The sequence below is a fragment of the Veillonella infantium genome, assembly GCF_002959895.1.
In the GTDB taxonomy this organism is placed as follows: domain Bacteria; phylum Bacillota; class Negativicutes; order Veillonellales; family Veillonellaceae; genus Veillonella; species Veillonella infantium.
The window spans coordinates 86,986-112,216 of record NZ_PPDD01000012.1 but is presented as its reverse complement, the minus strand read 5'-3'; the positions used below and the strand labels follow the sequence as shown (position 1 = coordinate 112,216).

The following is a 25,231-nucleotide window of genomic DNA, read 5'->3' as shown; positions in this document are numbered from 1 at the left end:
TTGCAGTTGCGACTCAGTTGCATTTGTAATATAGTTATAGTATAAACTTACTCAAGATTTTGTCAATTAGAAAAGTGGTTTTTTATATGTTATCTATTGAACATCTTTATTTTTCCTATCAAGGTCAGCCACCTTATGTGTTGAATGACCTTAACTTACATATTCACAGTGGTGATTATATATCCATCGTTGGAGACAATGGGTCTGGTAAAAGTACCCTTCTACGTCTCATCTTAGGGTTCTTGACACCTGTAAAAGGCTCTATCAAGCGAGATACAAACAACATTCGCTACGTATCTCAAAAGAATGATTTCTCTCATGCAGGCTTTCCTATTACAGTAAAAGAAATTCTTGATTCCTACCGTAAGCTATTAAAAATTAAAGATAAACATGAAGTAGATCGTGTCTTAGAACTCACCAATATGACGGAATTCAAAAACCGTTTAATTAGCAAACTATCTGGTGGTCAAGCACAACGCGTATCTATCGCTCGCGCCCTCATCGGTAATCCTGATCTTATCATCCTTGACGAGCCATCTACAGGTATCGATAGAAAGAGTCAAGAAGGTATTTATGGCCTCCTTCGAGAGTTAAATCAAGTACATCATATTACAATTATATCTGTAGAACATAACCTTGAAATGGCCCTTGCTAATTCAACCAATATCTACCACATCGCAAATGGCAAAGGCCACCTTTGTTCCCCTGAACAATACGCTAGTGAAATTATGCACAGCACAGGACGCAATCCTATGGATCACGAAAACTGTGCTTGCTTCACAGATGTAACAACTCAGGCTCAGGCTCAGGCTCAGGCTCAGGCTCAGGCTCAGGCTCAGGCTCAGGCTCAGGCTCAGGCTCAGGCCGATGATACTACAACCGAGGAGGTGCGCCATGTTTAGTTATGATTTTATGCAAAACGCCTTCTTCGTAGCCATCTGCATTTCCCTCTTATGCCCCTGTATCGGTATCTTTATGGTACTACGCCGTTCTAGTATGATTGGCGATACCATGAGCCATGCCTCACTAGCAGGTATTACATTAGGCTTATTAACAAATACGAATCCTATCTTAGGAGCATTCATCTTTACCGCTATCTGCGGTGCACTTATAGAGTTCTTGCGGAAATACTTCTCTCACCATCTCGATTTGATTCTTACTATTATTTTATCTCTTAGCATCGGTACAGCTATTACTCTTATTAGTTCAGGTAAATTAAAAGCTAATGCCAATGTATTCTTCTTTGGCAGTATCTTAACTGTGAACGCTACGGATATGATTAGTATTGCAGTGCTAACAGTTTTATCTGTTCTTACATTGTATTTCTTGTACAATTCACTCCTTTACATCGCTTATGATGAAGAGGCGGCCCGCGTAGCAGGCGTTAAAGTAGACTTTATTAACTATATTTTTGCTATCTTAATGGCTGCTGCCGTATCTATTTCTATTAAGATTGTCGGTGTCCTCGTATTAAGTGCTATGATTGCCTTACCGGTAGCATCGGCATTGCAGTTGGAAAAAGGATTTAGAACAACATTACTCTGTTCTATTGGATTTAGTTTACTAGCCATGGTTATTGGCCTATTTGGATCCTACTATCTCAATGTAGCACCAGGTGGTTTTGTGTCTCTTACATCGGTGGCAATTCTCCTAGTAGTATTAATCATTAAAAACATCCGTACAATCCTACGTCGTATGCAATTTAGTAGATAAACCCCAATAATAATCAATATGTATCTAGATATTCAATTAGCACTATTAGTTACCTATATAAGTGTATAGCATATTAGTATTAACACAGAATCGAAAGAGAGTTATGAAAACAACAACTTGGCCTGAAGGCATAAAAAAGACCAAACAGCGCGAAGCCATTTGGTCCGTATTAACAACTACAGATAAACCCATTACCGCCATCGAAATTGCAGAGAGATTAGGCACCGGCAGCACTACATGGATGTCTACTATTTACCGCACTCTTGAGCTGTTAGAAACAAAGGAAATCGTTACCCGTACAACACTCATGGGTAGCGATATGGCATATTATGAAATTACACCACATACACACCGCCACTATGCAGTGTGTACAAAATGTGGAGCCATGATACCTCTGCACACCTGCCCTGTAGTAGAAATGCCACAGGAATTAATTGATGCAGGCTTTACGGTGACGGAGCATCATTTGGAAATTTCAGGAACATGTAAGGATTGTAAGAATAAAGGTTAATAAAAACTCTCTAAATAAATCAAACAAAAAGGACGTAACTTTTGAAAGTTACGTCCTTTTCTTATTTGAATATATTTGAATTAGCCTTATTTAGCTTTTACCAACTATAGCATCAATGGAGCCACAACGAAGCCAAGTGCTACTGCGATAGCGATGGCAAGCACACCAGGGATGAAGAACGGATGGTTAAATACGAGTTTACCGATTCGTGTAGATCCGGTGTCATCCATTTGTACAGCCCCCAAAAGTGTTGGGTATGTAGGCAATACGAAGAGTGCAGATACAGCTGCGAAGGATGCGATAATAATATATACGGATCCTGGGTTCTCTGGAGTAATACCAAGAGCTAAAATTACAGCAGGTACCAATGCCTGTGTAGTTGCCGCTTGGCTGTACAACAATGTACTTGCAAAGAAGAATGCTACGGCTAACAAGAACGGATATGCCGTTACCATGCTAGAAGCAAGCGCTTTGATTTCAGGAATATGACCTTTTACGAAAGTATCGCCCAACCATGCTACACCTAGTACGCAGACACATGCGGATAAACCGGATTTGAATGTGCTAGTATTAACAAGTTGTGCTGTATCAATCTTACAGAAGTAAGTGATTGCTGCTGCAATAATCATCATGAAGCCGATGATAGCGTCATTTCGACCAAAGATAACTGGTTTAACAAGACCAATGTTTTTGGAGATTGCAGTTGCATAGAATACAATACAAATAATACCAATTAAGAAAATCAATACAGAAGTTTTTGCGCCTGGTTTCAAATGGAAATCGGCATTTTTTTCACGAGGTGGTGCCACGTGACCTGCTGCCAAACGTTCTTGGTATACTGGATCAGAAGACAAATCATTATTCGCAAATGTAGACATAACAAAGGCAGTAATCATAACTGCTACAAATGTTGTAGAAATACAAATAGCGAGCAATGTTGGATAGTTTACGCCAAATGGTTCAAGAAAACCACTCATAGCAACAACTGCTGCAGATACTGGGCTCGCTGTAATAGCGATTTGGCTCGCTACAACGGCGATAGATAAAGGTACAGATGGCTTGATGTTTTCACTTTTTGCCACCTCTACGATTACCGGAATCATAGAGAATGCTGTATGACCAGTACCAGCCAATAGAGTTAAGAAATACGTTACTGTTGGTGCTAAATAGTTGATGTGTTTAGGGTTTTTACGTAAAATATTTTCCGCAATACGCACCAAATAATCAAGACCGCCGGCTAACTGTAAGGCACAGATGGCAGCGATAGCAGACATGATGATGAGAATTACATCCCAAGGAATCTGTCCAGGGAACATACCCATACCAAGGCTTAACAATACTACCCCAAGGCCGCCAGCGTAACCGATGCCCATACCACCGAGGCGAACACCAAGGAAGATGGCACCAAATAAAATAATAACTTGCATAATTACATAAATGTCCATACGATGACCTCCTTTATACATATATAGTATCATAGATATGCAGAAATATCATCGAATTTTCACAATGTATAGTCTATAGTTTAAAGACATAACTAAAACATCATAATAAATAAATATAAAAAGCTATATATGTCGACGACTCTACTCACGTAGCATCATGACATATATAGCTTTTCCTTTTAGCCTAACTCTTTATAAAATACTTAGGCATAAATCGTTATAGAATAATTGGCCGTAAATCTTCGAGAATCCCCTCTTCTTCGGTAGCTCGTTGGATACTTTCACCAACGATGCGAACCATATCCTCTAATTGTTCCACAGTAGACGCCAATGGAGGCATGAGAATTACTACATCGCCGATAGGACGGCAAATAAGGCCTTGTTCACGGGCAAGAATAGCCACCTTAGCCCCTACCGCATCATTTGGACGATATGCTTCATGAGTGGCCACGTCTTTTTCAAGTTCAATACCTACGATGAGGCCTCGTTGACGAACCTCTTTCACATGTTTTAATTTTTCAATAGGTTTTAATGCATTGGTGAAAGCCTCGATTTTTTTAGGCAATCCTTCGATGACCTTCTCTTCGCGGAAAACTTTCAACGAAGCCAATGCAACCGCACAAGCTAAGGCGTTACCTGTGTAGGAGTGACCATGATAGAATGTTTTCTTTTCTTCAAAGGTGCCAAGGAATGCATCAAATATACGTTGTGTAGTCAATGTTGCAGCAAGAGGCATGTAGCCGCCAGTAATTCCTTTAGACAAGGTCATAAAATCTGGGGCCACCCCTTCATGTTCGCAGGCAAAGAATTTACCAGTACGACCAAATCCTGTAGCAACTTCATCAACAATGAGGAATACATCGTGTTTTGCAGTTAATTCACGAACGCGTTTCAAGTATCCATGAGGCATGACGAGCATGCCTGCTGCAGCTTGTACTAGTGGTTCCATAACGAGAGCTGTGATTTCATCACCCTCTTCATTGAGGATGCGTTCTAGTTCAGCCAAAGACTCTTCAAAGGCCTTTTCTCGATCTGCTACGTCACGATATACGCCAGGGCTTGGCAATGTCAAAGGTTTAAATAATAGATTATGGAATACTTGGTGGAATAATTGAATACCACCTACAGATACAGTACCTAATGTATCCCCATGGTAGCCTGCATTAAGGGCGATAAATTTAGTTTTTTTCGTTTGTCCCACTAGTTGGCGGTATTGGTAGGCCATCTTAATAGCAACTTCAATAGCTGTACTACCATCATCAGACAAAAATACTTTATTTAAACCTTCTGGAGCGAGCTCTACTAATTCTTTACACAATTGTGCAGATGGCGGGCTTACAAGACCGAGCAATGTGCTATGAGCAATTTTATCCACTTGTTCCTTCAATGCTTGGTTTAATACAGGATGGTTATGACCATGAATGTTAACCCATAAGGAGGACACGCCGTCATAATACTTTTTACCGTTCTCATCGATGAGGTATACCCCCTCACCACGTTCGATTACGACTGGTTCTTGTGCCAACCAATCTTGCATTTGTGTAAATGGATGCCATACAAACTCATGATCCCATTGTGCTGCTTGTGAAAGCTGTTTCTCTGCCATTTCGTCACCTCATACGTACAATTTTACAAACTATAATTCCCTATCCCTATAATGCTCTACTACCATAACAATCTATTAATATAAATGATTAGGCCAGATTAAATTACAATATCTAACTACTATATGCCTAGTACTGTATTCCATACCTTCTTAGAATCCACAAAGGACCGAGCCCAACCTAGCTGAACCTTTTGGATATCTGGGCCTTGGTATGGCGGTACTACAGCCACTACAGGAATACCTGTATATCGTTCCATGTCTTCCACATTTGTTTTCAACAAGAACGGATCCACTGCAGTCGTATCATTAACAATGATAGCTTTCACTTCAATACCATGCATCTTCGCGTATTCACAAGTTAAAATAGCGCGGTTAATGGAGCCCAACCGTCCATCAGCTACAACGATGGCTGGTAATTTAATATCTTTCATTAAATCCGTGAATGTTTTATCACCGTAAAGAGGTGTTGTAATACCACCAGCACCTTCTACAAAGGTTAGATCATAGCGATTAACAACATCTAATGTATGAGCTACTACACCATCATAATCGATTTCTATACCAGCTAATTCTGCTGCTAGACGAGGAGAAAAATCTCCAGCAATAGCATATGGATTAACCTCGTGACGGCGCGACTCAGGAATGCCCGCGGAACGCATCAAATGTGTAGCATCCTTGCTTTCAAGATCCACATTATAATTATCCTCATCCATCGTTACACATTCAGGAAAAGGTACCGCACTAGAGGACACTGGTTTAACCATACCAACCGCAAAACCATCATCTACAGCCATGGCCCCTAACAGCCCTGTCACAAATGTCTTGCCTACATCTGTATCTGTACCAATTATAGAAATACCTAACTGCTTCATACATGTCTCCTCTCAGCGATACTTAACGCCGCATAGGTTAACTAATTTATGTGAGTAAGTTTACAATCTAATTACAATATACAGCTAAACGGAATATATAGTCAACCTATTATTCCGCTTAAGGTTTACCGTAATAGGACTATATGGGGCCCCCATACATTAGTGCAAGCCTTGTTAAAAATCACAGAACCTAGCTCATCGCTCCAAAGCGAGCTAAGTCGCTCTTTACTAGGTTCTGTGATTTTTATGGCTGTACTTATGTAACAGTCCCATATAGTCCTATCTACAACCATAAATGCGAGAATAGTAGGTTGGCTATATATGGAGAAAAGAGAAAAAGAGTGATGACTAACCGATTAGCGACTTAGCTCGCTTTGGAGCGTAGAGATTAGTCATCACTCTTTTTTATCTAAATGTAGCTATGTAGAGGGGCCCCATTAATTTCCCCTCTCTCGATACAGCGAAATTACGCTAACTCGTTAATGGCATTCAGATTTGATGGGACTAATTCATAGGTACAGTAGGAAAAAGGACGAGAACTTCTCCCTCTTACTTATTTGATACAGTGAATTTCGTTTTATTGATATATGAATAGACTCGATGGGACTAGTTCATAAATACAGTTATAAAAAGAGTGATGACTAACCGATTAGCGACTTAGCTCGCTTTGGAGCGTAGAGGTTAGTCATCACTCTTTTTTACCTAAATGTAGTTATGTAAAGGGGCCCCATCGAGGCCACTACTAAATCTCAATATAACGGAATTCGCCTGTATCAGGATCCATCATCCCTCCATAGAATCCCATTCCTTTTGGGAATAGTGGGTGGTTACGCAAGAAGTTAACGGTATAGATTACATTGTCTTCGGATATGTGGAAACGATCCATCCAATCAATAAGTCCTGGTTCGATCATGCGAATCGCATCTTCACTGATACCTTTTTCTTTCATGGACTCCATAAAAGTTGTAGCAGAGAAATCAATCATGCCGCAGTTCTCATGGCCGATGACTAATACATCTTCAATTTCCATACCATACGTAGCAACTAGCAAGCTTTGTACAATATTATCGATAGGTTGCGTTACACTATTACCAGCTGTTTTTATAACGATGATTTCACCACGGTTAAAACCTAATGCATCTTCTAGCATGCAGACTAAACGCGTATCCATACATGTGACAATACCTAGTTTTTTAGTAGGATGGCTTGTTAATCCTGCTTTTGGTAATTCTGGGTGGTTTTTCACATACTCTTTATTGGTTTCAATTATTTGTTTAATATCAATCATAAGGTACCTCTTTTACATTTCTATCTTTAAAATAGATGCTATTCATTATATACAATATATTCACTACAAAACAAGTGATTTTTATCACTCATAAATATTAGTTATGGTCCATAACTTTCACAAGAATCCGATAATTCTCATATTAATTCTATATTTATAATTAATATTCATTTATTATACTTTTCAACCTTATACATTCACAAAAATAAATATACCGTATTTTTCTTACATTACTAGTAGATTTTAATTCCCCCAATGTGGTACTATTAAAACCATAGAAAAAAACGCCACATGATACCAAATATGACGTGAACTGTATGTACAGTAAGGAGGTTTTTATAATGGGTATTAATCAAAAAACACTGCCAGGCATTTTGCTCTGTGCGGTCCTCGCTATTCCTTGTTGGCTATTAGGTCTTGAATTTCATCTAATCGGTAGTCCAATCTTTGCTATTATCCTAGGTATAATTATTGGCTCTGTATTCACATCTTGGAAGCGCGAAAAAACTGGTGCCGGCATTGGATTTACATCCAAGAAGATTTTACAATGGGCTGTTATTTTATTGGGCTTTGGCTTAAATATTACACAAATATTACATGTAGGTTGGATTTCATTACCTGTCATTATTTCAACCATCGCTACATCTTTAATCGTGTCCTATATTATTTATCGCCTTACTCATATGGACTCTAATACAGCCGTACTTATCGGCGTAGGTTCATCCATTTGTGGTGGTTCTGCTATCGCTGCAGCTGCACCAGTCATCAAGGCAGAGGATCAAGATATTGCCCAAGCAATCTCCGTTGTATTCTTCTTCAATGTAGTAGCAGCTTTTGTATTCCCGCCATTTGGCGACGCTATTAGCCTTTCCAATATGGGATTCGGTCTATTTGCCGGTACTGCAGTAAACGATACATCCTCTGTAACAGCTACTGCTGCCGTATGGGATAGCATGAAAGGCACTGGTACACAAGTTCTAGAATATGCAACAATCGTTAAATTAACACGTACCCTTGCAATTATTCCAATTTGTTTAGGCCTTGCTAGTTACCAAGTATATAAAGCAAAACAAAATGCTGCTCAAACTGATGGTGGTAGTGTTAGTATCGCTAAAATTTTCCCTAAGTTTGTTCTATACTTTGTAATTTGTTCTTTAATTACTACTGCATTATCCTATGCAAATATAGATATTCAATTCTTAAGCGTGTTCAAAACTATTTCCAAATACTTTATCACCATGGCTATGGTTGCTATCGGTCTTAACACAAACATCGTAAAATTGATTAAATCTGGTGGCTCTGCTCTTGCATTAGGTGCTTGCTGCTGGATTGCCATTACGGCTGTCAGCCTTGTAACACAACATATGATTGGTTTATGGTAAAAAATATACACGCCTATTTTAATATGATATAATTGTATATAGTTAGAATAGTAATAACCCCTCCAGCAATGGAGGGGTTTCGTGCTACTATTCACCTTATTAGTACTTTATCATACCATAGTTAGGAGGGTTAACATGTACTTCTTACAAGGACTTCTTGTCGGTCTCGCAACATTTGCCCCTGTTGGCATGCAAAACCTCTTCATCATCAACACAGCATTGGTACAGCCTATACGTCGTATCATATTGACCCTTATCATATTGGCACTATTTGATATGAGCCTCAGTACGGCAGCCTTCTTTGGTATCGGCGCCATTCTTGAAATGTGGCCTCTTACAAAGCTTATCGTACTCCTTTTTGGGGGCCTACTGATTGTATACATGGGCTTTAATATATTCAGAACTGAACCAGATATACGCAATGTAAATACGAATATTCCAATTCGTAAAATTATCCTATCCGCTATCGCTGTATCCTGGGGGAATCCTCAAGCCGTTCTTGATGCAACTATGATGCTCGGCGCCTTTCAAGCTAATATACCTGAAGAAGGTATTTATTATTTCTTTGGAGGCTTCCTAGCTATGACCCCAATGTGGTTTGGAGCCTTGGCTGCCACCATGCATTTATTAGCTAAAAAAATCAAAATTACCCATATGGCTTGGATCAATCGCTTCTGTGGTGCAGTACTCGTCATTTATGGTATAAAATTATTCATCGATGGTGTTACAATGCTCTTGGAATATGTTTAATTAAACGATCCTCAATAAAGCAATATTCAAACAATAAAGCCGTTAGCATATGCTAACGGCTTTTATATTGTAATTGTTTATTTGTTATATGACGATTAAATTTATTTTACATAATCCGTCTTTGATACATTAAAACTCTGCTAAAACTTGTTTAAACATTTCTCTAAAGGCTTCTACATAGGTGTTACTTTGATTTTGTTGCGATACAAAGTAGTAATTGCGCTCCATCGATTTACCATGGTTAGTCAATACCTTGCGCTCAATACCTGGCATGGAGTCGGTTAAATATTTAAAACGATCAAGCAGCAATAGTCCTTGTTGACCTGCTACTAAATAGCGAGCCTCCTCTAATGTACGAGCATATGCAAAGGCACCAGCATAACCAATGGCCTTACGATAATGTTCTTCCTCAGCTAGCGTATACTTACCGCGACATACTAAGATAAGTGGTAAATCATCAATAGTTTTAATTTCGACGCTACCTTCCTTTGTATAACCTTGTGGCACTTCAATTACAGTGGTCGCCTTATCAATCAAATGACTTTCATAATCATCAGATAAAATCTGCCACTGATCATTAAATATTACATCTACGCGACGATCATCTAACATGCCATATAGTTCCTCATGGCTGCCACTATACATGCGGATATCTAGGTTTTTATAGCGTTTAGCCATACGAATGACCGTTTGCTGCATAGCCATCCCACTATAGCGATTTAAATAGCCAATTCGTAAGCTAACACGTGCATCTGTACCAATCCGGGTTGTTTCTACCTTAATATCGTGAAAGCGTTCTAGTAATTTTTTACCAGATCGATATAAATATTGCCCTGCTGGTGTTAGGTGAAAGCTTCGTTTTTCTCGTACCATCAGCTCCACGCCTAAACTTATTTCAAGGGCTTTAATTTGTTGTGAAATAGCAGATTGAGACACATACTGCTCTGTCGCAGCTTGAGTAAAACTATTATTATCAACTACACACACAAAATACTCTAATTGTTTCAACAACATAACGATACACTCTCATCTCTCTTATAATTAGTAGCCTTACTCTATCTACTAGCCCACTACACAACATACACCGACCCCTCTCATTGGTATTTGCTACTCACATAATATTTTTCTCTACAACTACAACTACAACTACAACTACAACTACAACTACAACTACAACTACAACTACAACTACAACTACAACTACAATTATTATATTTCATTGAAAGTAGATTCACTATGATGAACTGCTTTCACGAGACATAACTAAATTACGATATACAAACCAGGACGCCACAAAGAATATTGTCGCCGTAGACCAAAACACAGCACCATATCCAAAGGCACGCGCAATAATACCACTAATAACAGGGCCTAAAACATTACCCATCATGGCTACGCTAGATACGGCACCAAAGACAATGCCGCGTCGCTCAACAGGGACGGCCTTGGATATCAGCGTATTTGCAATTGGCGTAATAAAGCCCATAAAGAATCCGGCTATAGCACGGAATACGCCAAGTCCCCATATACTAGGCATCAAGTATTGCAAAATAAATAAGGAGCCCACCGCCCATGTAGCAGTAAAGATAATACGAGGCATGGTCAATCGTTGTGTTACCTTACCGATTGAAATGGATGCTAAGGCGCTAAACAAACCAGCCCCAAAGATAATAATCCCTACAATGGTAGCAACAAATTCATCATTCACGGCCATATAGTGTTTGATATAAAGCGGTAAGATGGGACCAATACCAGTAATACCAAAGTTACATAAAAACTGCATCGCCACTAATAGACGAACTCGGGGTATCATTAAAAATGATTTAATCAAAGAAATCTGTGATTCTTGAGCATCTACCTTATGCTTAAACTGTAAATTAGGCATTAAGAAATAAATACCTAATAAGCAAATTCCAGTCAATCCAGAAAATACAAAAAATGGTGCTCTATAGCCTAATAAATCGGCCACTAATCCCCCCATAAGAGGACCAAAGACGAGTCCCATTACCATAGAGGCCTGATACAGCCCCATCGCCCATGGAACCTTTTCCTCAGGTGTTATGAGCACAATAATAGCCAGTCCTATCGGTACGTAGCCACCAACTACACCTTGCAAAATTCTTAGAACCAACAGCTGAGACGGGGTTTGTGTGAAAGCACAGGCCCCCACCGTAACCATTAAAGTGAATAAGATAAACATCATTACCTTACGTGGCCCAAGCTGGTTTGCCTTGCGCGACCAATACGGTGCACTAAGCGCTACCATACACGGCGTTACACCGGATACAATACCTGCCCACATAGCAGCTTCACCTGGATTATGTAGACCTAATTCTATAAGAAATAAGGGTAGGAATGATAGTACCCCTATAATTGTTATTCCCCCACCGATCTGTATAATACAGATTAAATAGATAATTCGTTTCCAAGAAGAATCCATAGTGACCTTCTTTCTTATTAGTATATACTTACACAAAATAATAGAATATACTCACAATAATATTGTATCGTAAACTACAAAAAAAGACCATCTCTTCCACATATAAAGGGTAGAGATGGTCTCTTTTTAGTTCTATGATTATACGACTTTTATAAGAATAAAAGTACGTATACATCATTTATTTTTGTTTAAACATCCAATAGATGTAGTAAATAACAAGTGCATACGTCACTACATCAAATACAGGCAAGAATGGTACCATTTTAGACAAACGTCCAAAACCATGAACATGAATATTTGCTGCAATGATAGCAATAAGGTTCAAACGATGAATCCAGATTGCTTTTTTACAAGATACAGATTTTGCCATATTGCCTACCCAAGGCGTTAAGTACAATACGGCAAAGATAAGAGCAATAAACATGGCTCCAAGGGAGATATAACCGCCCCAGAATCCTAAGAAGGACTTCAATGCTTTCAAGAAGTATACATACCAATGTGCACATACAAGAACAACACTAACGATACCTACGATGCGATGAACTTCAAACATTTCTTTTGGATTATATCGTTTGATAAACCATTTTGGTCTTGTTGCAATATATGTTAATACAAGCCATGCAACATAAGGAATAAGACCTAAGTGAACCTTCCAGTTACCAAATGATCTACCGCTTGTTACATAACCATATTCTACCATTCCCATAAATATTAGGGATAAAACCGCAATCCATATTAAAATATGGTATTTACTCTTAAACTGTTTTTTTACTACTTCTGCCATATAAACCTCACTATTTCTTATACAAACTACCAGTATATATCTAGTTGGCCTAATGTAGCATGCTAACAATTTCAATTCACATAGCATTCTACTTAGAACTTAAAACTAATTAGTTATTAAATCCAGATCCATCCTAAAATTAGAACTAGAATTTGAAGTTGAGGTCTGCACGGTAGTAATCATTTACACGGTTACCATCTTGTGTTTTCGCATGGAAGCCATAGTAGGCATTAATACCAATATTTTTCTCTGGTGCGTAAGATGCACCTAATTGCCATGCTTTATAACCTTCATACCGTGTTTTCTTTAATAAGTCATTAGATTCATATTTTTGCGTTTTAAATACTGGGGCATTTTTAGCTTGATCGTAGTAATCTAAGCGGATATCCCAAGAATTCTTCTTGTTAATTTTATAATCGCCCCATTTAACGCCTACGTTCCAAATATCGGAATCACTCAAGCCAGATGCTTTTACCCACTCGCCATCAATACCGAATTTACCAACATTATATTTAGCATTAAAGCCATATACATTATCGAATTCGTTATTTTTCTTGCCATTACCCATACGTACATTTGTTGTACCTACATGAGCAAACATACCGCCAAAGCTAAAGTGATCATTAACAGCTACATGGGCATTAATAAGACCTACATCACCATTATCTTCTCTGCTAGTCTTAGCAAAACGGCCTGCTGTCATATAACCATATGCACCATTTAATGTAACTTTATCACCTAGCTTCGCTGTAGCGCCTACACCATCAAAGTTAGAGCTATAAATCAAGCCACCACCAAATTTTTGGGTATAACGACCAGCATCAACGACAACATTTTTACCGAATTTATGCTCTACATATGCTAAATCCCAATTAGCTTGAGCCTCTTTAGAGCTATCACCTAACTCAATAGAGCCTGTTGTAATACGCGCTTTCACAGATGTATTTTTATTAACCTTTGCATCTAAGCCTAAACGTACACGGGCTGTAATTTTATCTTCGTAATCATAACCATCGATACCATCTTTACCGATGTAGTTGATACGAGCATCACCAGTTACTTTAACATTGCCTACGCGGTCTTCCAATTTAGCTACACGCACACCGAGTGTATTCAATTCATTGGAGAACTCGTCAGCCAAGCGGTTCAACATAGCTTGTTGTTCTGCATTAGCACGATCTTGATTAGCCATGCCTTTCGCAATCATTTGAGCCATTTCGTAACGAGTAATGTTATTTTGACCTTTAAAAGTACCATCAGGATAACCATTGATAATACCAGCTGTAGCCAATTGATCTACTGCTTGGTATGCCCAACTATCGGACGGAACATCGGAAAATGGATTAACAGCAAACGCTGTAGCCACACCCATCATGGCTGCCACTGCAAAAGCACTAGTCATTTTACGTTTAATCATAATAAACCTCACACAATAAATAATGATTAATAAAAAATGAATAAATAATGAATTATATGACTATAATTATCATTATCATATTTAACATACAAATAATAGCAATTTTCATTATGTGAGTAAAGGGAGAATGTATATCAATCTCATAATCAATTATGCATTAAACTGATAATATAGAATATTTTATTTCTTAGAAAATAAAAATATAACGAAAAAATCCCTTCTGTATAATACAGAAGGGATTTGTATGTATCTTATTATTTCTTTTTAAACATCAAGTAGATACAATAAATCACAAGACCATATGTAATGATATCAAACACTTGAAGGAATGGTACCATTTTGGAAATACGATTAAAACCATGAATATGGATATCCGCAGCAACTAATGCTACGAGATTTAAACGATGAAGCCAAATACCAACATTACGACCAGATGGTGTAACTTTTCTAAGTTTTGGCGTCAAGAACGCAAGGCCAGAAATAGTACCAATACCGAAGGAAGTAAGGGCTACATAGCCACCCCACCAACCGAGAACGGATTTAGCAGCTTTACCGAAATAGAGATACAAATGGAATGCAATAACAGCTACAGATGCAATACCTAATGCACGGTGAACCTTGAACATTTCACATAAATTATAACGACTTGTAAACCATTTAGGACGAGTTGCCAAATAAGTCATCACAATCCACGTACACCAAGGTACAAGGCCTGTATAGACTTTATAGTTCCCGAAGGCACGACCACCTACGATATAGCCCCACTCTAGCAAACCGATCATAATTAAGGAGAATACTGCAATCCATATAAAGATATGGTAAATACTCTTATACTGTTTCGTTTCCACTTGATTCATCATAAACCTCTCTAACATAATTCCTGAAATATCAATTTTACTTAACATATTTTATCATTTAAATCGAAATTTGCAGATTACTTATATTAGATAGGTAGCATTCATTATAAGAATAATTCTAATTTAGTCTTTCACTTTAACTATATAAACAACTCAAAAGTGTTTCGGTAAAAGCTAGGTAATTAAATCAGAAATAGTGTTATGTTATGTTATCTAAACTACTCTAACAAAAATTAATAAATAAAAGCCCCTTGTAGTAGTGAGCATCAGCTTTCACTATTACAAGGGGCTAAGATTAATTTGTCATATCATGAAGGGCATACAAATCAATCATCATCCTAATTATTTTTCGTCACGTTTACGATATACAATGAACGGACGTGTTAAGTAGTTGAGTGGAACACTCAAGCAGTGTACCAAACGGCTGAATGGGAAGATAATAGCTACCACCATCCACGCTAACATATGGAATTTAAACATGAATGGTACGCCTTCCATCAAGGATGGATCAGGCATAAAGGATAGTAAGCTACGGAACCAAGGACCGATAGATACGCGGTAATCAAAGAAACCAGATGCATTAAGCAATGTACCAGCCATACCGCTGAAAATGGCTAATGTTAAGAACAAATATAACCATTTATCAAGACCAGATGTATTAACTTTCATAGCAGGCACAGTAAAGCGACGTTTCATCAAAAGCAAGAAGCCTACGATAAAGATAATACCAGCTACAGCACCCATGTATAAAGCACCTTCATGGTACAAATGGTCATTAATACCGATTGCAGCAGTCCAAGTTTTAGGGATTAACACACCTACTACGTGACCACCGATAACGCAAAGCAAGCCAAAGTGGAACAATGGATTGGCAATGCGCAATTGTTTTTTCTCTAAAAATTCACTCGATTTTGTAGTCCAGTTTCTTTCAAAGTAGAAGAAACGAACCAAAGTACCTACGATTAAGAAGGTGAAAGCGATGTAAGGCAAAGCGCCCCAAAGGAATAGATTCATCGTGCACCGTCCTCCAATCCATTTGCAACAGACAAGATAATATCAAACAAGAATGCATAAGGCAATTTAGCCTCAATGAAGCGTTCTCTAATGTATTCCAATTTTGGCTTACAATAGTCGTAAATTTCTTTTGCTTTTTCATCATCGATAACGGCACATAATTCAAGAAGTGCTGGAATATAGTCTGGCATTTCTTTTGGCAAATCATAGTCGTTTTCTAGGAAGAAAGCTTTAAATTTAACGAGTTCTTCTGCTTGTTCCCCAGTACCTTGTAATTCATAAGTCGACAAATACATTGTTGTATTTTGACTAAAATCAAAGGTACGAACATATTGGTCTTCAAATTCTTTTTTATCGGATTCCTCTACATAGTCGAAGAATTCTAATAAACCTTGGCGAAGTTGAGGATGCCCAACAGATTGGGCGTCCTCTCTCCATTCAGGTAATTCGTTATACCATTGTTCATCAGGATAGCGTAGAAGAAATGACGCAATAAGAGCGATTTTCTGAGCATCCTTCATTATTGACATCCCCCTGTAGGGCAAGCAAAGCCGCGATTATGTTGCATTTCAAGGCGACCTTCGCGAGATACTTTTACATCAGATGGAATAACAAAGCGATCATTGTATTTGGACAATGCCAACAATTTGTACATACCGTACATTTGATCCTCTGTTAAATCAACTTTATGTTCAATAGGACCGTCACCGGTTTCACGACGGCGCATGTATTCACGCATGTCGAGAACACGTTGCAATGTACGAGCTAAAATTTCTGTATTACCTGCTGTAAACAAGTTAGCAAGGTATTGTACAGGTACGCGCATTTCATGTGCATCTGGCAAGTATACATCAGATGTTACACGTTGCAAGATTGGGCTGAGTGGTGGTACATACCAAACCATTGGCAATGTGCGATACTCAGGATGCAATGGCAATGCCACGCCCCATTCTTTTACAAGTTTGTATACAGGAGATTTTTGAGCTGCTTTAATCCATGCTTCGGAGATGCCTTCTGCACGAGCCGCTTTGATAACCTCTGGATCATGAGGATCCAAAATCAAATCTAATGTATTTTCGTAAATATCTTGTTCATTTTTTGTAGCCGCCATAGCTTCTACTTTGTCCATGTCGTAGAATACAACGCCAACATAGCGCATACGACCTACACAAGTTTCAGCACAGATTTGAGGCAAACCATTTTCTAAACGCGGGTAACAGAATACGCATTTTTCAGCTTTATTAGTTTCCCAGTTATAGAAGATTTTTTTGTATGGACAAGATGGAACACAATGTCTCCAACCGCGGCATACATCTTGAGATACGAGAACTACACCATCTTCGTCGCGTTTATAAATTGCGCCGGATGGACATGCAGCTACGCACGCAGGGTTCAAGCAGTGGTTGCAAAGACGTGGCAAATAGCGCATGAATACTTCTTCGTAATCAAATACGATATCTTGACCCATCTTAGTTAAATTCACATCAGATCGAGCATGTTGACCACCAGCCAAATCGTCATCCCAGTTAGGGCCCCAAGTAACTTCCATTTTTTGTTTCGTTACAAGAGAGCGAGGACGAGCAACTGGTTGGTTATTTTTACGACCACCATGAATCAATGTTTCATAGTCGTAAGTCCAAGGTTCGAAATAATCCTTCAACTCTGGTTGTTCAGGATGGAAGAATAATTTCATCAAACGATTTGTTTTAGAACCTGTAGAAAGAGCTAATTTACCAGAGTTATCAAGCGTCCAGCCGCCCTTCCATTTTTCTTGGTCTTCCCAATTACGTGGATAGCCTACACCTGGGCGAGTTTCCACGTTATTAAAGTACATATATTCCGCGCCTTCGCGGTTCGTCCATGTATTTTTACAAGTGATAGAGCATGTATGACAGCCTAAACACTTATCCAAATTTAGGACCATGGATACTTGAGCTTTAATCTTCAAGCCAATCCACCTCCTTCAACTTACGAGCCACAATTGTCATATCACGTTGGTTACCAGTTGGGCCATAGTAGTTAAAGCCATAGCTCAATTGACCATAACCGCCAATCATGTGTGTCGGTTTCATGTGAATATGAGTTGGTGCGTTGTGTGTACCACCGCGACGGTCTTTCTTAACTTGCGTACCAGGAACGTTGATGTGACGATCTTGAGAGTGATGCATATAGGAAATGCCACGAGGAATACGTGGAGATACAACTGCACGAGCTGCAACTACACCATTTTTATTGAAAGCTTCTACCCAGTCATTATCTTTAACGCCAATTTCTGCTGCATCATCTTCGTTGAGCCAAATAGTTTGACCACCACGGAACAATGTCAACATTTGTTGGCTATCGAAGTACATACTATGAGTAGACCACTTATTATGTGGTGTTAAGTATTTCAATGTAATTTCTGGAATACCTTCTTGTTTGTAGTCACCTTGTACTGGTTTGTAGGACAATACAGGTTTGTACAACGCCATAGCTTCACCGTAATCGCGCATCATTTCATGATCGCAATAGAAGGATTGACGACCTGTTACGGTACGGAATGGTACTTTATCTTCTGTAGATGTTGTGAATGGGGAATAACGACGGTTTTTATCGTTTTTACCAGTACTTGTTACAGAGCTAATAATGAAGCGTGGTTGGCGAACCATGTCATCAAAGGTAATTTTTTCTTGTTCACGACCTTTTGCATTCTTTTCAAGATCAGAAAGACCTGTTTTTTCTTCCATTGCCTTCCAAGAACGAACAGCCAATTTACCATTTGTACAAGAAGACAATGTCAATACAGCATTACAAGCTTCTTTACATTCGTAAATGCTTGGACGGCCATGAGAAATGAATTCCGGATTATCAATTGTACCATTTTGTGCATACAATGTTTGATATTCATCAGATACATCCCAAGCTAAGCCATGAGCCCCCATTTTATTTTCGATGTTAGGTCCCAAAGCAATGAATTTTTCAAAGATTTGGCTATAGTCACGTTTTACATGAACGAGGTTAGGCATTGTTTTACCAGGAATTGGTTCACATTCGCCTTTGCTCCAGTCAAGAACCTTACCTTCTGGTTGAGCCACTTCACCTGGGCTGTCATGACCAAGAGGCAATGCTACGATGTCTTCGTATTCTGTGAAGCCAGACTCTTTTGCTACGCGAGATACTGTTTCTGCAAGGGTACGGAATGTATCCCAGTCAGATTTAGTTTCCCATGCGCAATCAACAGCAGCTTGGAATACGTGTACATATGGATGCATATCTGTAGAAGACAAGTCTTCTTTTTCATACCATGTAGCTGCAGGGAATACGATATCAGAGTACAAGCCTGTAGAAGCCATACGGAAGTCGATGTCGATTAAGAGGTCAAGTTTACCTGCCCCATCAGCTTCACGCCATTTGATTTCTTCTGGACGTGTAGGTGCATCGTCATCTTCTAATACCGCATTTTTAGTACCTAATAAATGTTTCAAGAAGTATTCATGACCTTTAGAAGAGGAACCGATGAGGTTCGCACGCCATACGAATAAGTTACGTGGATGGTTTTCTTTAGCCGCTGGATCTTCTACGCAGAATTGTAAATCTTTATTTTTCAACGCTTGCGCCACATATTGGTTAATTTCTGCTTCTGTACCAGCACCAGCTGCACGAGCATCATTAATCAATTCTTGGCTGCCTTTATTGAAAGTAGGATACGATGGTAACCAACCTAAACGAGCCGCTAATACGTTGTAATCGCCAGGGTGACGATAACGAGGCTTAGCTAATTTAGATACGCGGTCTGCCAAGTCGATGCAATCAGAACGATATTGTTCTGTAGCAAAGTAGAACCAAGATGTACCGTTTTGCAAACGAGGAGCTTTACTCCAGTCGTTAGCTGTCATGATACCGCCCCAACCTTCAACAGGACGAAGTTTTTCTTGACCTACGTAGTGAGCCCAGCCACCACCATTAACACCTTCTGTACCACAGAACATGATAAGGTTCAAAATTGTACGGTAAATCACGTCAGCATGGTACCAGTGGTTGATACCACCGCCCATGATAATCATGGAACGACCTTTAGTTTTTTCTGCATTATCAGCAAACTCACGAGCTGTAGCAATAGCGATATCTGCTTTTACGCCAGTAATTTTTTCTTGCCATGTAGGTGTGTAAGGAGTGTCATCTGTATAAGATGTTGCCACTTCACCACCGATACCACGGTCGATACCATAGTTAGCAAGAATAAGGTCATATACAGTAGTTACTTTTACAGGACCATCTACAGTTTGTACTGTAATTGTAGGAATAGCACGTTCAATAACGCCTTCATGTTCTTCATCGCCAAAGTATGGCAACTTAACAACAGTCACATCTTCACGTTGATCAAACACGGATAAGCGAGGATCGATTTTAGCCCCTGTATCGCGGTTTTCAAGGCGTAAGTTCCATTTTTGTGGATTTGTGTGACGTTCGCCCATTGTACCATTAGGGATAACGATTTCATTAGTTGTATCATCGATTAATACCATTTGGAAGTTAGCGCCTTCCTCTTGGCGACCCAAATCCTTAGCATTTAAGAAGCGGCCTGGTTGTACAGTGCCGTTGATTTCTTCAACGCGTACAAGGAATGGCATATCTGTGAACTCTTTAGCATACTCTTTGAAGTATGGAGTCTCTTTATCGATGTAGTATTCTTTTAAGATTACGTGGCCCATTGCCATAGCAAGAGCCGCATCAGTACCGGCTTTTACATTGAGCCAAGCATCGGAAGAAGTTGTAGATTCCGCATAGTCAGGGGATACGGATACTACTTTAGTACCTTTGTAACGAACCTCTGTTAAGAAGTGAGCGTCTGGCGTACGAGTCAATGGTACGTTAGAACCCCAAGTCATGATGTAACCAGCATTGTACCAGTCACCAGATTCAGGTGTATCAGTTTGTTCACCCCAAACTTGAGGGCTAGAAGGTGGTAAATCGGCATACCAGTCATAGAAGGACAATGGTGAACCACCCATTAAGTTAAGGAAACGAGCACCTGCTGCATAGGATAACATGGACATCGCTGGAATTACAGAGAAGCCTGCGTTGCGGTCAGGGCCGTATGTTTTTGCAGTATATAATAAGGATGCAGCAGTAATTTCTGTCGCTTCATCCCATGTGGAGCGCACAAAGCCACCCATACCACGGGCAGATTTGTATTTTTTCGCTTTTTCAGGATCTTCTACGATAGATTTCCAAGCTTCGATTGGGTTCTTAGCATGCTTTTTAGCTTCTCTCCAAAGCTCAGCCAATTCGCCGCGCACATATGGATATTTTACGCGCAATGGGCTATAGAGATACCAAGAGAATGTTGCACCACGAGGGCACCCACGTGGTTCGTAATCCGGCATATCATCTGGTGTTTCAGGGTAATCAGTAGCCTGATTTTCCCACGCTACAACACCATTCTTAACGTAGATATTCCAGCTACAAGAACCAGTACAGTTTACGCCATGCGTTGTGCGGACAACTTTATCGTAAGACCAACGGTCACGATAAAAATTTTCCCACTCGCGACCGCCATCTTCAGTTATTTGATGGCCGCTTGGAGATACGTTCTTCTTGCGAAGAAACTTAAACTTTTGAGACAACAAGCTCATCTCGTGTCCTCCTTCAAAACTACAAAAAAATCCTTTGTGCTAGCTGAGCTAACACAAAGGAGAAAATACTGTTATTCGATATTACTAATATTAGGGTCTATATTATCAACCTCTAAATCAAGCAATCCGATTAAAGCATCAAAATCACAGATTACTAGATGGTGTTTGTCATAGGCTACATAGCCCAACTTACGCAACTCACTTAGCATGCGATTTAAACTTTCTCTTGATGTGGCAGCAAATTCAGCCAACTCTTGATTTGTTAGGGCGATATCGATAAAGATACCATCCTCGCGCTCTACACCATAACTATTGGCTAAGCGCAACAAGGTAGAATAAAATGCTCCCTTCTTGCCATATAGTAGCAAGTCTCGGTATTTTGCCTGTTGACGACGCATATGTAATGTGTAGATTTGCATCATCGCAATAGCCAATGAATGATCTTTTGCAATAGCTGGCTCTAACACATCATAGCGAATGGAATAAACAGAGCAATCCTCCCGAGCGATGGCGTTGAACACATAAGTTCTTGTGTTCTCCTCATACAACGGAACCTCACCAATTACATTATTCGGACCTACTAGACGCAACGCAAAAATGTGCCCACTAGATTCGAATTTCTTAATGCTCATTCTACCTTTTAACACTACGTAAAAGTGTTCTGCCTTGTCCCCCTCGTGGAAGAGAAAATCACCTTTTTTAAGATGGAGTTCCTCGCCCGGCAAAGCAAGTAATTGGTTAATTAAATTTTTATCCATACCTTCACCACTCCATTGTACTTTTAAAATAAAATCCATTAGTTATACTAATCTATTTATAGTAAAAGCACATGTATTATATACTTTTTTGTATATATAAGATTATTATAACTTATTAATTTCAGAATATGTGTGTTTTATGTCACATTCACAAAAAAAATTACAATATATAATATATTTGTGATATAAGACATTGCAAATTTTGTTGATACAATAATTATAACTCAGTTCTCTAAGTAATTCGAATATTTTCTATAGAAATTCTATAAATTGCAATATTCATATACATTGACTGATAATTGTATCTTCCATGTCTTCATTGCATGTATAGTTTTTTAGTAAGGAGAAGTTCAAAATGAGCGAACTAAAAATGCCTCAAGTAGGGGCAAGCCGTAGCGAAATTGTGGCTAATTGGCAACCAGAAAATCCAGAATTTTGGGAAAAGTTTGGTAAAAAAATTGCTAAACAAAACTTGGTTATATCCACAATTGCATTAACCCTTTCATTCTGTGTATGGTATTTATGGGCAACCATTGCAGCACAACTAAATGGCGCTGGCTTTAACTTTACAACAGATCAATTATTTACATTAGCCGCATTACCAGGTCTTGTTGGTGCTACATTACGTTTTGTATATACCTACATGCCAGCATTAATCGGTGGTAAAAACTGGACATTTATTTCCACACTTATTTTATTAGTTCCTGTTGTATGGCTTGGCTTTGCCGTTCAAGATACAACAACTTCTTATACGACATTCATGATCTTAACAGCCCTTATCGGTTTAGCGGGCGCCAACTTCTCGTCCTCCATGGCGTACATTGGCAACTTCTTCCCTAAATCTGAAAAAGGTACAGCCCTTGGTATCAACGGCGGCGTTGGTAACCTTGGTATCTCCGTAATCTACTTCTTAGCTCCATTCGCTATGGGCTCTGCCGCACTAGGTAGCGTATTTGGTGTAACACCTGCTATTATTAAAGGCAACGCCGTATATCTTGCCAATGCAGCTTTCATGTGGGTCGTACCACTCGTTGTTATCCTTGCATTGATGACTCGCTTCATGGATAACCTACCTCTAGAAAAACCAAATCCTAAAAACCTTGTACAAATCTTTGGTAACAAACACACTTGGGCACTTACATTGTTATATACATGTTCCTTCGGTGCTTTCTCCGGTTATGCTGCAGCACTTGGCTTATTAGTAGGTAAAGAATTCCCTGAAGTACCATTTGCATCCATCGCATTCGTAGGTCCCCTTGTAGCAGGTGCTCTTCGTCCTGTAGGTGGTTGGTTATCCGACAAAATTAACAGCGGTACAAAAGTTACTTTTGTTAGCCTCATTGGCTTATGTGCTACCACTGCATTGATCGCAGTTGGTGTAGATATGCACAACTTCCCATTCTTCTTTGCTATGTCCGTGTTGACATTCGTATGCTGTGGTTTCGCAACAGGTGCAACATTCCGTATGATTCCACACGTATTTGGCAATCCGTTGTTATCCTCTTTAATTACTGGCTTCGTTGCTGCTGTAGCTGCATACGGTGCCTTCATTACACCTAAAATCTTTGGCTTTGTATATTCCACATTCGGTAATATTCATCCAGCCTTTGCTGTATTGTTAGCCTTCAACCTTGTAACTGTAGCTGTGTGCTTCTGGTTCTATGTACGTAAAAGTGCAAATATGAATGCATAAGGTGTAACAGAAACTATAATTCACAACAAAATAAGGTAATAAAAGACTCCCTCAACAATCCTCCATGCGAATTAGTTCTGCGGCCATAGGCCTTGAACCCGCAAGTCGGATTTTATGAGGGAGTTCTTTTATTAAAAAATAGATATGAACCAGCATTTTAGCGTAATGTGAATTATAGTTTCTGTTTACAATTATAGCCTTCATGTTAGTGGGAAGGAAAAAGGGACTGCTTGGCAGTCCCTTTTATTATCCAAAGATTTCTTCTAGTAGTGCATCGTCGATGATGGTACCAACGTAGAAGTCGCTGAAGATGCCGTATTTTGCACTAGCTACTTCAAAGCGCATGTCGTATACGATTTTTTTGAATTGGATGTCATCATTACTGAAGATTGTAATGCCCCATTCCCAGTCGTCTAGGCCACAGCCGCCTGTTGTAAATTCGGATAAAACGTCTAAGTATGTTTTACCAAGTTCACCGTGAGATTTCATCAACATGCCTCGTTCTTGTGGTGGTAGCATGAACCAGTTGTCATCACCTTCACGTTTTTTACTCATGTTATAGAAGCAGATGTATTTGTCACGAGGTACATGAGGATATAATTTTTGGTTAACTTCTTCTGTATCGAGTTTAGCTTTAACGTAAGCACTTACTTCTGTTACAGATGTATAAGAATATGTTTGAACTAATACGCTTGCAATCGCAAGACGACGGAATTTGCGTTCTACTTGTGCCAAGTATTCAAGGGATGGACCAAGGATCCATAGAATCAAATCCCCTTTTGCGCCATTGCAATCATAGAATGCATAGCTACCTTCTTTAGCTTGATGTTTAGCTTCAAGATCTGCTAAAAATGCTTTTAATTCGTTGCGTGCTTCTGCTTTTTCTTCATCTGTAAAGCAGTTCCATGCACTGAAATCCATAGCGAATACCATGTGTTGGCTATGCCAACCTTCTACTGTAGGGATTGCTTTTCCCATTGTGATCACTCCTATCTATAGTGATTATATTAAAATGATATATCTTTTACTTTAAGAATCGAAAAGACTCCATATACTATTATAGCATATGGAGCCTTTTCTTATAAT

At 39.1% G+C, this 25,231-nt stretch carries 21 protein-coding genes; 6 read left to right on the top strand and 15 right to left on the bottom strand.

Annotated features, from left to right (window positions below):
- Window positions 1–86 precede the first annotated feature (86 nt).
- The 3 genes from VCHSUH03_RS07785 (at window position 87) to VCHSUH03_RS07775 (ending at window position 2,224) form a co-directional block, all read left to right on the top strand.
- Complete coding sequence (locus VCHSUH03_RS07785) at window positions 87–902, top strand: metal ABC transporter ATP-binding protein (RefSeq protein WP_105094624.1); 816 nt, start codon at window positions 87–89, stop codon at window positions 900–902.
- The gene (locus tag VCHSUH03_RS07780; protein WP_105094623.1) at window positions 895–1,713 is read left to right on the top strand and encodes a metal ABC transporter permease; all 819 of its coding nucleotides are present in this window, start codon (window positions 895–897) and stop codon (window positions 1,711–1,713) included. The genes VCHSUH03_RS07785 and VCHSUH03_RS07780 overlap by 8 nt, the downstream gene beginning before the upstream one ends.
- A 103-nt stretch (window positions 1,714–1,816) precedes the next feature.
- Window positions 1,817–2,224: a Fur family transcriptional regulator gene (locus VCHSUH03_RS07775; protein WP_105094622.1), complete on the top strand. Its 408-nt coding sequence runs from the start codon at window positions 1,817–1,819 to the stop codon at window positions 2,222–2,224.
- Window positions 2,225–2,328: 104 nt separating this feature from the next.
- Here the strand turns inward: VCHSUH03_RS07775 and VCHSUH03_RS07770 are convergent, their stop codons facing one another.
- The 4 genes from VCHSUH03_RS07770 to VCHSUH03_RS07755 form a co-directional block, all read right to left on the bottom strand.
- Entirely contained in the window at window positions 2,329–3,669 is a 1,341-nt protein-coding gene (locus VCHSUH03_RS07770; RefSeq protein ID WP_105085164.1) for an anaerobic C4-dicarboxylate transporter, read from the bottom strand.
- A 217-nt stretch (window positions 3,670–3,886) separates the two neighbouring features.
- Window positions 3,887–5,275: an adenosylmethionine--8-amino-7-oxononanoate transaminase gene (bioA, locus tag VCHSUH03_RS07765; RefSeq protein WP_105094621.1), complete on the bottom strand. Its 1,389-nt coding sequence runs from the start codon at window positions 5,273–5,275 to the stop codon at window positions 3,887–3,889.
- A 119-nt stretch (window positions 5,276–5,394) separates the two neighbouring features.
- A complete protein-coding gene (bioD, locus tag VCHSUH03_RS07760) occupies window positions 5,395–6,147 on the bottom strand; it encodes a dethiobiotin synthase (protein WP_105094620.1) in 753 nt (250 codons plus the stop codon).
- 742 nt (window positions 6,148–6,889) lie between these two features.
- Complete coding sequence (locus VCHSUH03_RS07755; protein WP_105085161.1) at window positions 6,890–7,435, bottom strand: beta-class carbonic anhydrase; 546 nt, start codon at window positions 7,433–7,435, stop codon at window positions 6,890–6,892.
- 341 nt (window positions 7,436–7,776) lie between these two features.
- On the opposite strand from VCHSUH03_RS07755, the gene VCHSUH03_RS07750 reads away from it, so the two are divergent.
- Together VCHSUH03_RS07750 and VCHSUH03_RS07745 are read left to right on the top strand one after the other, a co-directional pair.
- Window positions 7,777–8,817 carry a YeiH family protein gene (locus VCHSUH03_RS07750; RefSeq protein ID WP_105094619.1) on the top strand — a complete coding sequence of 347 codons (1,041 nt, stop codon included), beginning with the start codon at window positions 7,777–7,779 and terminating at the stop codon, window positions 8,815–8,817.
- Between the two features lie 135 nt (window positions 8,818–8,952).
- Entirely contained in the window at window positions 8,953–9,567 is a 615-nt protein-coding gene (locus tag VCHSUH03_RS07745) for a LysE/ArgO family amino acid transporter (protein WP_105085159.1), read from the top strand.
- A 129-nt stretch (window positions 9,568–9,696) separates the two neighbouring features.
- On the opposite strand, the gene VCHSUH03_RS07740 is transcribed toward VCHSUH03_RS07745, so the two are convergent.
- The 10 genes from VCHSUH03_RS07740 to VCHSUH03_RS07695 form a co-directional block, all read right to left on the bottom strand.
- Complete coding sequence (locus tag VCHSUH03_RS07740) at window positions 9,697–10,581, bottom strand: LysR family transcriptional regulator (RefSeq protein WP_105094618.1); 885 nt, start codon at window positions 10,579–10,581, stop codon at window positions 9,697–9,699.
- A gap of 220 nt (window positions 10,582–10,801) precedes the next feature.
- Window positions 10,802–12,007 (bottom strand): MFS transporter, encoded by a 1,206-nt coding sequence (locus tag VCHSUH03_RS07735; protein WP_105094617.1) that lies wholly within the window; start codon window positions 12,005–12,007, stop codon window positions 10,802–10,804.
- Between the two features lie 178 nt (window positions 12,008–12,185).
- A complete protein-coding gene (locus VCHSUH03_RS07730; protein WP_105094616.1) occupies window positions 12,186–12,791 on the bottom strand; it encodes a ferric reductase-like transmembrane domain-containing protein in 606 nt (201 codons plus the stop codon).
- Window positions 12,792–12,936: 145 nt separating this feature from the next.
- Window positions 12,937–14,208, bottom strand: a complete 1,272-nt coding sequence (locus tag VCHSUH03_RS07725; protein WP_105094615.1) for a putative porin — start codon at window positions 14,206–14,208, stop codon at window positions 12,937–12,939.
- Between the two features lie 254 nt (window positions 14,209–14,462).
- On the bottom strand, window positions 14,463–15,065 hold the full coding sequence (locus VCHSUH03_RS07720; RefSeq protein ID WP_105094614.1) for a ferric reductase-like transmembrane domain-containing protein: 603 nt from the start codon (window positions 15,063–15,065) through the stop codon (window positions 14,463–14,465).
- Between the two features lie 342 nt (window positions 15,066–15,407).
- Window positions 15,408–16,079 (bottom strand): respiratory nitrate reductase subunit gamma, encoded by a 672-nt coding sequence (gene narI / locus VCHSUH03_RS07715; RefSeq protein WP_105081540.1) that lies wholly within the window; start codon window positions 16,077–16,079, stop codon window positions 15,408–15,410.
- Window positions 16,076–16,600, bottom strand: coding sequence for a nitrate reductase molybdenum cofactor assembly chaperone (gene narJ, locus VCHSUH03_RS07710; protein WP_005381454.1), 525 nt, complete (start codon window positions 16,598–16,600; stop codon window positions 16,076–16,078). Before narJ ends, narI begins: the two co-directional genes overlap by 4 nt.
- On the bottom strand, window positions 16,600–18,027 hold the full coding sequence (gene narH, locus VCHSUH03_RS07705; protein WP_105094613.1) for a nitrate reductase subunit beta: 1,428 nt from the start codon (window positions 18,025–18,027) through the stop codon (window positions 16,600–16,602). The genes narJ and narH overlap by 1 nt, the downstream gene beginning before the upstream one ends.
- Window positions 18,017–21,694, bottom strand: coding sequence for a nitrate reductase subunit alpha (locus VCHSUH03_RS07700; RefSeq protein WP_105094612.1), 3,678 nt, complete (start codon window positions 21,692–21,694; stop codon window positions 18,017–18,019). The genes narH and VCHSUH03_RS07700 overlap by 11 nt, the downstream gene beginning before the upstream one ends.
- A 71-nt stretch (window positions 21,695–21,765) precedes the next feature.
- Window positions 21,766–22,452, bottom strand: coding sequence for a Crp/Fnr family transcriptional regulator (locus tag VCHSUH03_RS07695; RefSeq protein ID WP_105086443.1), 687 nt, complete (start codon window positions 22,450–22,452; stop codon window positions 21,766–21,768).
- 355 nt (window positions 22,453–22,807) lie between these two features.
- On the opposite strand from VCHSUH03_RS07695, the gene VCHSUH03_RS07690 reads away from it, so the two are divergent.
- The gene (locus VCHSUH03_RS07690) at window positions 22,808–24,145 is read left to right on the top strand and encodes an MFS transporter (RefSeq protein WP_105094611.1); all 1,338 of its coding nucleotides are present in this window, start codon (window positions 22,808–22,810) and stop codon (window positions 24,143–24,145) included.
- Between the two features lie 246 nt (window positions 24,146–24,391).
- Here the strand turns inward: VCHSUH03_RS07690 and hemQ are convergent, their stop codons facing one another.
- Window positions 24,392–25,123 (bottom strand): hydrogen peroxide-dependent heme synthase, encoded by a 732-nt coding sequence (gene hemQ / locus VCHSUH03_RS07685; RefSeq protein ID WP_105094610.1) that lies wholly within the window; start codon window positions 25,121–25,123, stop codon window positions 24,392–24,394.
- Window positions 25,124–25,231: the final 108 nt, after the last annotated feature.